We start from the raw sequence: 8,697 nt of genomic DNA, 5'->3' as shown, positions 1-8,697 counted from the left end.
TCGGCGGCGGCGTCCCGGCCGCGCTCGCCCAGGTAGGCGACGGGCCGCCGGCCGGCGTCGCGGACGTCGCCGGCGACGGCGCCGGGCGTCCCGGCCGTCGGGCGGCCGCCCTCGAACCGGAAGTGGCGGAGCGTGGAGAGCCCGGCGAGCCCGGCGGAGTCGTCCGCCGCGTCCCGGACGGGATTCCATCGGGCGGCCCGATCCGCTCCCCCGCCCGCGGTTCCGCTCCCCGCGGTTCCGGTACCGGCGGTTCCGTTGCCCGCGGTTCCGGTGTCGGCGGCGCCGTTCTGCGCGGCGTACGCGGACGGGTTCAGGGAACTGAGCGCGATCCATCCGGCGAACGCGAATCCGGCGATGACGGCGACGCGCGCCAGCGCGGTTCCGAGCGCGCGCCGACGCACCTCGGGGCTGCTCGCCCCGTGGCGGATCGGTTGGCGTCGCACTGCGGAAACTCCTCGCGTCGGGCCTGGTCGGGCCGTCGTTCGATGTCCGGTTCCGGGCCGGTCGGCATGACCGTAGCACCGTGCCGGGCGCATTCACCGATGTGTTATCGGGCAGGTCGACGCGTCTTTGCCATCGTTTACCCGGCCATGGATTCCGCTTTCCCCGGATCCCTTTTCAGTGGTCACCCAGAAAGGCTTTTAGCTGGAATTCGTCCGCTTTACCGGGACTCGTTCCCCAGGCGGCGCGGGGCGGCCCGGCATCCGGTTTCGGCCCGATGTCCGGGAGAAGCATGGCGGACGGTATCCGATGCGCTACATTCGGTGACAAGGTGGCCGTCTAGCCGAGGAGCCGACCGCATGCCCGCCCCCTCCCCCGCGAACGCATGGTCCTGGTCGCCGCGCAGGCCGGCGCGCCCGCGCGCCGCCGCGCCCCGCGACCCCCGCCCCGTCCGCTACTCCGTCCGCCGCGAGGGCATCCGCCTCACCCGCGGTTTCCGCAGGCCGGAGCGGATCCTCACCCGTACGCGACCGGAGTGGACCCGGTTCTGGACGCTGTGCTCGCGGCTCGAATGGGCCGTCGCCACCGCCCGGGTCGAACGGGTCCGCCGCCGCGCCCGGCCGCTCTGGCGCTGACCCCGGCGCGCCCGCCCGTCCGGGCCCGGACAAGCGGGCGCCGGTGGCGCGCCCGCCCCGGCGCGCCACCGGCGTCGTCCCGTCCGGTGGACGATCCTCCTCCCGGAGAGATTCCTCCACCCGGTGCTCTCCGGCCGCTACCGCGCGTCCGCCTCCAGCGCGGGCGCGGGGCGCCGCGCCGCGGCGGTCGCCGGAGGCGTCCGGTGGACGATGTGCCGGGCGATCCGGCGCGCCGCGAAGCCCGAGCCGTGTACGAACCGCATCACCGGCCCGAACGTCGGCGCCGCCGCCAGCCCCGCGAAGTACAGGCCCGGCATCGACGACTCGAAGCTCGCGCTGAGCACCGGCGCGCCGAGCCGGCTGTCCACCCGCACCCGCAGCTCCGGCGACAGCAGCTTCAGCCGCTCGACCCGCGGCACGAACCCGGTCGCGGCGATCACGTGCTCGGCCTCGACGACGAGGCGCCGCCCCGTCCGGTCGACGGTGGTGATCGAGAGGACGTCGTCCTGCTCGGCGGCCTTCACGATGCGGCGGCCGGTCGACACGCGGATCCGCTCGTCCAGCCGGTCCCGCAGCCACCACGACCCGGCGGGCGGCAGCGTCTCGCGGACCAGCCGCAGCCGGGTCCGCTCCGGCAGGTACCGGACGACGCCGGGCCGCTCCGCCATCACCCACGTCCGGTACCCGGTGCCGAGCCCGGACCGCGGGCCCTCCCGCAGCCGCTCCGCGAGGGAGCGGTGCTCCTTCGGCACGGTGTTCCAGTCGAGCTCGCCGCGCCGCGCGATGACGTGCGGGTGCGCGCCCGCGTCCGCGAGCAGCACCGCCGTCTCCAGCGCCGACTGCCCGGCCCCGACGACCGCGACGTCCTTGCCCGCGAACAGGCTCAGGTCGCGGTGGTCGCCGCTGTGCGAGACGAGCCAGGACGGCATGCCCGCCAGCTCCTCGGGAATGTGCGCGAACGGGCCGACGCCCACCGCGACCACGACGGTGCGGGCCGCGATCACCTCGCCGGTGGCGAGGGTGGCCTCGTACCCGGCCGGGCCGCCGCGCTCGACCCTCACCACCTCGCCGGGCTCGACGCCCGGGACCGCCTGCTCGGCGAACCAGCGGCCGTAGGCGACGAAGGTGTCCAGCGGGATCGGCTGCCCGAGCCGCCACTCCGGGTGGTGGTCGGTGAAGCGCAGCCCGTCCTGCGGCGCCCCGAGGCTGGAGGCGAACGGCTCGGACTTCAGGTGCATGCCCTCGGGCATGCTGGTGGCCCAGTACTCCATCGGCGTGCCGATGATCCGCACGTCGAGCCCGAGGTTCTGCAGGTGCGCGGCGGTCGACAGGCCGTAGGGCCCGGCGCCGACGATGACGACGTCGCTGACCGAGTCGGTCATTTCTCGTTCCCCCGATGTGTGTCGGTGCTTGTGGCGGCGCCGCGTCCCCGGGCGGCGCCGATGGTGCGGCCCGGCCGGCTCAGCGGCGGGCCGGGCGTGGCGTGCGTCCCCGCGCGCCCCCAGCGGCGCGGAGCACGCTCTGCCCGCCCATGGCCAGGAACGGCGGCAGGTCGTCGCCGGCGTACCAGGCCAGCTCGTCCGCCTCGCGCAGCGGGCGGAGGGTCCCCGCGCGCAGCAGCGGCCGGCCGAGCGACTGCCGCAGGTACTGGTTCTCCACCAGCAGCCGGCGGCCGAACGCCGGCAGCGCCGGCGGGACGTCGCGCCCGGACTGGTCCAGGTGCAGGACGCGGACGAGGTCGAGCCCGCGCCGGTCGGTGAACAGCCGGAACTGCGCGCCGAGCCGCGGGTTGAAGTCGAGCAGGTGGTAGGCGCCGGTCCCGGTGTCGAACCGGAAGTCCAGGTCGACCAGCCCCCGGCAGCCCAGCGTCCGGACGGTCCGCACCGCGAGCCGCTCCAGCTCGGGGTTGCGGGTCCACTCCCCGGCGATCGTGTGGCCGGCCTGCGGCGGGTGCGCGAGGTGCTTGCGGCCGGTCGCGCCGAACAGGCAGTCCAGGGACGCGTCGAAGTAGCCGTGGAAGAACCAGTCGCCGCCGTCCGGCGGGATGCGCCGCTGCAGGATCAGCGGGCCCGCGCCGCCGTCCGGGTCGCGCCGGAGCCCGGCCGCGAACAGCCGGTACGCCTCGTCGAGGGTGTGCGCGACGGTGGTGCTGCGCATGCCCGGCGGCAGCCGCCACGGCCGCGCCCACTTGGCGATCAGCGGCAGGCCGAGCTCGGCGGCGGCGTCCTCGACGTCGGCGGCGCTGCGCGGCGTGCGGCTCTGCGGGCACGGCACGCCGTGCTCCCGCAGCGCGGCGATGAGCTGCGACTTGTCGGCGACGCGGCGCGGGACGTCGCGGTCCTGGCGCGGGAAGACGAACGCGGACGCGAGCGCCTCGGCGTGCTCGGCGACGAACAGCGCGCCGGCGTCGTCGACGGGCAGCAGCAGCGCCGGGCGGCCGATCCGCTCGGCGATCCGGTGCAGGTGGGCGGCCAGCTCGGCGGGACGCTCGGCGGGCGGCGCCCACGGGTGCCCCCGGTACAGGTAGCGGGACCGGGACGCCGGGCTGGCGCGGCCCTCCAGGATGGCGTGCACCGGGACCCCGGCGCGGCCGAGGGAGCGGATCGCGCCGAGGCTTCCGTGGTGGAAGTAGTTGTGGTCGGTGCGCAGCAGCAGGACGGGCAGCCCGGGGTCGAGGAGCGGCCGCGGCGCGGCCCGCCCCCCGTCCGGGAGCGGCCCCGGCCCCGCGGGCCTCCGCCCGAAAGGCGTGAGCAGAGTGTCGAGGAACATCCGGATCAGCCGGCCCGTTCCGGCGACGGGTCTTGGCGCACGGCGTGCCCTTCCCATTCAAGGTAAATTTTGCGATCGGCCGCTTGGCCGATTCGTTCGCTGCGGCCGCCAGAGGGCATACGATACGCATGCGAGCTGCGAATATCCATTCGACCGGGCGGCGGCCGCAGGAAACGCCGCGGAAAAGGCGCGCCGCGTTCTTCCCGTTCCCGCCGGTATTGCTCGCCTCCGCCGCCCTGGTGGCGCTCGCGGCGTCCACGCTGGTCACCTGGTTCCAGCCGCAGGCCACCCATAAAATGGCGAATTATGTGCCGTTGGGGGCGTTTCTCGGGTCGGGCGCGGAGGGCGTCGCCCGGGTGGAGCGGTTCCAGCGCTGGCTCGGCTCGACGGTCACCGTCGGGCGCACCTACCTGCCGGGCGACTCCTGGGAGGACGTCGAGGGCCCGCCGCAGATCCTGCAGCCGTGGACGCGCTGGCGGGAGGCCGACCCGCGCCGCATGCTCGTCGTCAACGTGCCGATGATGGCGCCGAACGAGGCCGGGCTGCCGCCGGTCGTGGTGGCGTCGCTGCTGCGCGGCGGCGCGTCGGGCGCGTTCGACGGGCACTACCAGGCCCTCGCGCGGCACCTGGTGTCGCTGAACGCGGGCGACTCGGTGATCGTGCTCGGCTGGGAGATGAACGGCGACGTCTACGACGGCCGCTGCGCGCCGGCCCCGGACGCGTGGAAGACGTACTGGCGGCGCATCGTCGCGGCGATGCGCGGGGTTCCCGGGGCGCGTTTCCGGTTCGATTTCGCGCCGACCCGCGGCCATGACGCGATCCCGTGGACGGACTGCTATCCGGGCGACGACGTGGTGGACATCATCGGCTCCGACAGCTACGACCAGCCGCCCGGAGAGTCCTTCCAGGACTACATCGACGAGCCGTACGGGATGAAGGCGCAGGCGGACTTCGCCGCCGCGCGCGGGAAGCCCATCTCCTTTCCGGAATGGGGCCTGTTCCGCAACTCCGACAACCCCGAATATATCCAGGGAATGCATGATTGGATCGCGTCGCATAACGTGGTCTACCAGTCGATCACGGACTACTGCCCGCACGGCGTGTGGGAATGCGGCGCGAACCCCCGGTCGGCACAGGTCTACCGCGAGGTGTTCGGCGGCGTGACCGCGCCGTCGCCCGCGGAACCGGGCGAAGTCGCGACGCCGCCCATCGCCCCGCCGCCGTCGGGTCCGACCGCACCGGCGTCGCCGTCGGCGTCCGCTCCGGCGCCCGCTCCCCCCTCGGGAGCGAACCCGCCGCCGCTGTCGGGGGTGAACCCGGGGCCACCATCGGGAACGAACCCGGGGCCACCGTCCGGAGCGAATCCCGGGCCGCCGTCCGGGACGAACCCGGGGCCGCCGTCGGGGGCGAATCCTGGGCCGCCGTCAGGGGCGAATCCGGCGCCGGCGTCCGGGGCGCCGCCGTCCGGGGCGCCGGCCCCGTCCCCGGCGAGCATCCCGCCCGCGCCGCCGGGCAACCCGGCGCCGGCGCGTCCCGCACCCGACATCGCCAGGACCTCCGAACCGGCGAGGACGTCCGCGCCGAGGTCGTCGGCCTCCGCGAGCTCGCGGGCCACGCCGTCCGGCACCGGCCCGCGCCCCGCGACCTCGCGGGTGACCGCGGCGAGGCGCGCGACCGTCTCGGCGATGTCGTAGGCCGCCGCGGCCGCGGCCGCCTCGCGGCCCTCCCGCTCGGCGACCCCTGGGAACAGCAGCCGCGCCGCCATCGCGTCGGCGAGCGCGCCCGGGTCCTCGACCGGCACCAGCGCGCCGAGCCCGGGACGGACCACCTCCGCGATGCCGGGGATGTCCGTCCCGACGAGGGACCGGCCGGTGGCGAGCGCCTCCAGCGCGGTCAGCGGCAGCCCCTCCCAGCGCGACGGCAGCACGACCACGTTCGCGGCGGCCAGCCAGTCCCGCGGGTCCCGCACCGCCGGGACGAACCGGACGCCCGGCGCCGGCCGGCGGCGGAGCATGTCCAGGTCCTCGCCGTCGCCGACGACCGCGAGCAGCGCGGACGGGCACCGCGCCGCGACCGCGGGCCACGCCGCGACCAGCACGTCCTGCGCCTTCTGCCGGGTCAGCCGGCCGACGCACACCGCGAGCGGCGCGGCGGCGGGCAGCCCCAGCCGGGTCCGCGCGGCGAGCCGGGCGGGCGCGTCGGCGGGCCCGAACCGGCGCCGGTCCACCCCGTTGCGGACGAGCCGGAACGGGCCGCGGATCCCGGCCCGCATCCCGGCCCGCAGCTCGCCCTCGCCGACGCAGACGAGCGCGTCGGCGCGGCGCGCCGCGTACCGCTCCCAGAGCCGGCTGACCGCGGCCTGCCGCCCGGTCGCGGCGAGCCACGACCAGCCGTGCGGCTGGAAGATCGTCGGCACCCCGGCGGGGCGGCGCGGCAGCCGCCCGGCGAGGCCCGCCTTCGAGGAGTGCAGGTGGACGACGTCGGGCTCGAAGCCCTTGATCAGGCGGCGCAGCCGCAGCGCCTCCAGCGGCGTCCGCGGGCCGGGGGCGCGGCCGGCGTCCCAGTTGAACCACGGCACGCCCGCCGCCGCGCAGCGGGCGGGCAGGTCGCCGCCGGGCGGGCAGGCGACCGCGACGTCCCAGCCGCGCCGCCGCTGGTCGGCGACCGCCTGGCCGACGTAGACGGCGACGCCGCCCCCGTTCGGCTGGCTGACGTGCAGGACGCGGAGCGGCTCGGCGGCGTCAGCCATCCCCGGACTGCCCGCCCTTCCGCGCGCCCGCCTCCGCGTCGCGCACCGGCTTCGTCTCGCCCACGAGCTCGGCGTCGCGCACCGGCATCTGATCGCGCACCGGCATCTGATCGCGCACCGGCATCGCGTCGCGCGCCGACAGCCCTTCGCGTACCGGCATCGCGTCGTCGCGCGGATGCGGCACGTCCTCGCGTCCCGTACCGCCGGCCGCCGCGTCCTCGCGCGCCGCGTCATGCGCGGCCGCCTCCGGCGGTGCCTCGTCGCGGGGCGGGGTGGGCAGCGGCACCGTCGCGGGACGGTGGTGGCGGCGGGCGGCGAGGCCCGCGCGGACCAGCGCCAGGCCGGCGAACACCGCGGCCGGGAAGGACCGTCCGAGTACGATCCGCTGGTTCTGGACGCGCCGCGGCCGCCATTTCAGCTTGTAGGGCTCCTCGCCGCGCAGCAGGTTGACGGCCTGCCGGCCGCGCGCCCGCGCGAGCGCGAGGTCCTCGCGCAGCAGCATCAGCGTGACGTCGACGCTGTCGCGCAGCTCCGGGATCGCACCGTACAGGTAGGCGCCGACGAACCGGTGCCCGATGAGGACGAGGTCGCTCGCGACGAGCCGCCCGTCCCACCGGTACCGCAGCACGGCGGCGCGGCCCTCGCGGACCATCGCGGCGCCCGCCTCGGCCAGGTGCCGGCGGAACCGCTCGCGGGAGTGCTCGGGGTTCATCGGCCGGTTCCGCCACTGGCGGGCGTGCAGGTCCAGCAGCGCGGCGATCGCGTCCGCCGCCTCCTCGGGCGGGACGGTCTCGACGGTGATGCCCCGCACGTCGATCTTGCGGAGCTTCGCGCGCATCTTGCCGGCGCTGCGGCGCGGTAACCGGTCCATGACCTCGGCGATGTCGGTGCAGGGCAGCTCCATGCACACCGACGCGGGCATCGGCCACGTCCGGCCGGGCCAGCGCCGCACCACCTGGTGGGCGGCGGAGCCGGGCCGCACCTCGCGCAGGTCGATCGCGCAGCGACCGCGCATCCCGTGCAGGGCGCGCGCGAGGTGCTCGACGGCGCCGTCCGCGTACGCGGGGTCGAGCAGGAAGTCGGTGAAGTCGCTCTGCTCGTCGGCGATCGGCACCAGCACCGGGAAGCCCCAGCGGCCCGCGGTCATCAGCGGCGCGGCGGCGACGAGGCGGCCCCGGTACCGGACGAGGACGAGCCGCAGCCGTCCCCGGATGCCGTACCAGCCCCACCAGGCGCTCAGCCATTCGTGGGACTGGAACGGGGTCGCCTCCGGGCTGCGCTCGTACAGGTCGCGCAGTTCGCCGGCCAGTTCGATGAGGGCGCCCTCGTCGCGGCGCACCTCCACCTGCCACGCCCCGGCGGGCGCGGCGGCCCGGCTCGGGCGGATCACGCTGGACGGCGTCACGGGCGCACCTCCACGGGTTCGGCGGCGGGGTTCGGCACGGCCCCGCGCGGCGGGCGGGACGCGTCGTGCTGGCCCCGCTGGTGGGCTCGGCCGCGCCGCCCGCTGAGCACGGCGGCGCCGAGCCCGGCGAGCAGCACGCCGGACGCGGTGCCGACGGCGACGTCCAGCGGCAGGTTCGGCGACGACGGCGCGGACGGCGTCGCGGCCATGCTCATCAGCGCGACGCGGACGCCGGTGTCGGTGCGGTGCGAGGTGCCGTAGCGGACGAGGGCGTCGGCGGCGGCGTTGGCGTACGCGGCGGCGCCGGACGGGGTGTCCGCGCTGCCCGCGAGCTTGATGAGCGGCGTGTCGGGCGAGGTGGACGACTGGATGTGGTCGCGGGTGGCGGCCATCGCGCCGTCCGGCAGCGGGATGGAGGAGTAGGCGAGGGTCTCGGGCAGCGGCGCGAGCCGGCCGAACGCCTGCGCGAAGCTGACCGCGGCGGGTCCCTGGCCGCCGTCGCCGTCGTCCACGACGAGGACGTAGGCGGTGGCGGTGTAGGTCGTCGGCGCGAACAGGGCGTAGCCGAGGCCGCCGAGGAAGCCGCTCAGCACGAGCGCGATGAGCAGGCCGAACCGGCGGAGGAACGCGGCGAGCGGGGTGCGCAGCCGGCCGGCGACGGCGCCGGCGGCGCGGCCGGGCGTCGTGGCGGCGCGGCG

At 76.5% G+C, this 8,697-nt stretch carries 7 protein-coding genes and 1 pseudogene; 2 read left to right on the top strand and 6 right to left on the bottom strand.

What is annotated here, in order from left to right:
- On the bottom strand, positions 1-443 hold a 443-nt coding region (locus F9B16_RS51835), incomplete at its 3' end, for a hypothetical protein (protein ID WP_404800595.1).
- 357 nt (positions 444-800) lie between these two features.
- Here F9B16_RS51835 and F9B16_RS46485 point away from each other — a divergent pair.
- The gene (locus F9B16_RS46485) at positions 801-1,076 is read left to right on the top strand and encodes a hypothetical protein (RefSeq protein ID WP_151546674.1); all 276 of its coding nucleotides are present in this window, start codon (positions 801-803) and stop codon (positions 1,074-1,076) included.
- Between the two features lie 137 nt (positions 1,077-1,213).
- On the opposite strand, the gene F9B16_RS46480 is transcribed toward F9B16_RS46485, so the two are convergent.
- Together F9B16_RS46480 and F9B16_RS46475 are read right to left on the bottom strand one after the other, a co-directional pair.
- Entirely contained in the window at positions 1,214-2,458 is a 1,245-nt protein-coding gene (locus F9B16_RS46480) for an FAD-dependent oxidoreductase (protein ID WP_151546673.1), read from the bottom strand.
- Positions 2,459-2,537: 79 nt separating this feature from the next.
- Positions 2,538-3,845, bottom strand: a complete 1,308-nt coding sequence (locus F9B16_RS46475; protein WP_225992557.1) for a carboxylate--amine ligase — start codon at positions 3,843-3,845, stop codon at positions 2,538-2,540.
- Between the two features lie 128 nt (positions 3,846-3,973).
- Here F9B16_RS46475 and F9B16_RS53950 point away from each other — a divergent pair.
- Positions 3,974-4,801 (top strand): annotated as a pseudogene (locus tag F9B16_RS53950) (glycosyl hydrolase); the annotation flags it as partial.
- A 182-nt stretch (positions 4,802-4,983) separates the two neighbouring features.
- Here the strand turns inward: F9B16_RS53950 and F9B16_RS46465 are convergent.
- The 3 genes from F9B16_RS46465 to F9B16_RS46455 all read right to left on the bottom strand — a co-directional run.
- Positions 4,984-6,594, bottom strand: a complete 1,611-nt coding sequence (locus F9B16_RS46465; protein WP_225992556.1) for a glycosyltransferase — start codon at positions 6,592-6,594, stop codon at positions 4,984-4,986.
- Positions 6,587-7,999 (bottom strand): GNAT family N-acetyltransferase, encoded by a 1,413-nt coding sequence (locus tag F9B16_RS46460; RefSeq protein WP_151546672.1) that lies wholly within the window; start codon positions 7,997-7,999, stop codon positions 6,587-6,589. The genes F9B16_RS46465 and F9B16_RS46460 overlap by 8 nt, the downstream gene beginning before the upstream one ends.
- Positions 7,996-8,697, bottom strand: a 702-nt coding sequence (locus F9B16_RS46455; RefSeq protein WP_151546671.1) for a Wzz/FepE/Etk N-terminal domain-containing protein, incomplete at its 5' end; no start/stop codon positions are given. The genes F9B16_RS46455 and F9B16_RS46460, both read right to left, overlap by 4 nt.

The organism is Actinomadura montaniterrae (assembly GCF_008923365.1).
In the GTDB taxonomy this organism is placed as follows: Bacteria; Actinomycetota; Actinomycetes; order Streptosporangiales; family Streptosporangiaceae; genus Spirillospora; species Spirillospora montaniterrae.
Note: the sequence above shows the minus strand (reverse complement) of the source record. Positions and strands in the feature narration are given on the sequence as shown.

Excerpts from the sequence above, each read along its gene's own strand:
- F9B16_RS46485 (WP_151546674.1), top strand. The coding sequence starts at position 801 with ATGCCCGCCCCCTCCCCCGCGAACGCATGGTCCTGGTCGCCGCGCAGG.
- F9B16_RS46480 (WP_151546673.1), bottom strand. The coding sequence starts at position 2,458 with ATGACCGACTCGGTCAGCGACGTCGTCATCGTCGGCGCCGGGCCCTAC.
- F9B16_RS46475 (WP_225992557.1), bottom strand. The coding sequence starts at position 3,845 with ATGTTCCTCGACACTCTGCTCACGCCTTTCGGGCGGAGGCCCGCGGGG.
- F9B16_RS46465 (WP_225992556.1), bottom strand. The coding sequence starts at position 6,594 with ATGGCTGACGCCGCCGAGCCGCTCCGCGTCCTGCACGTCAGCCAGCCG.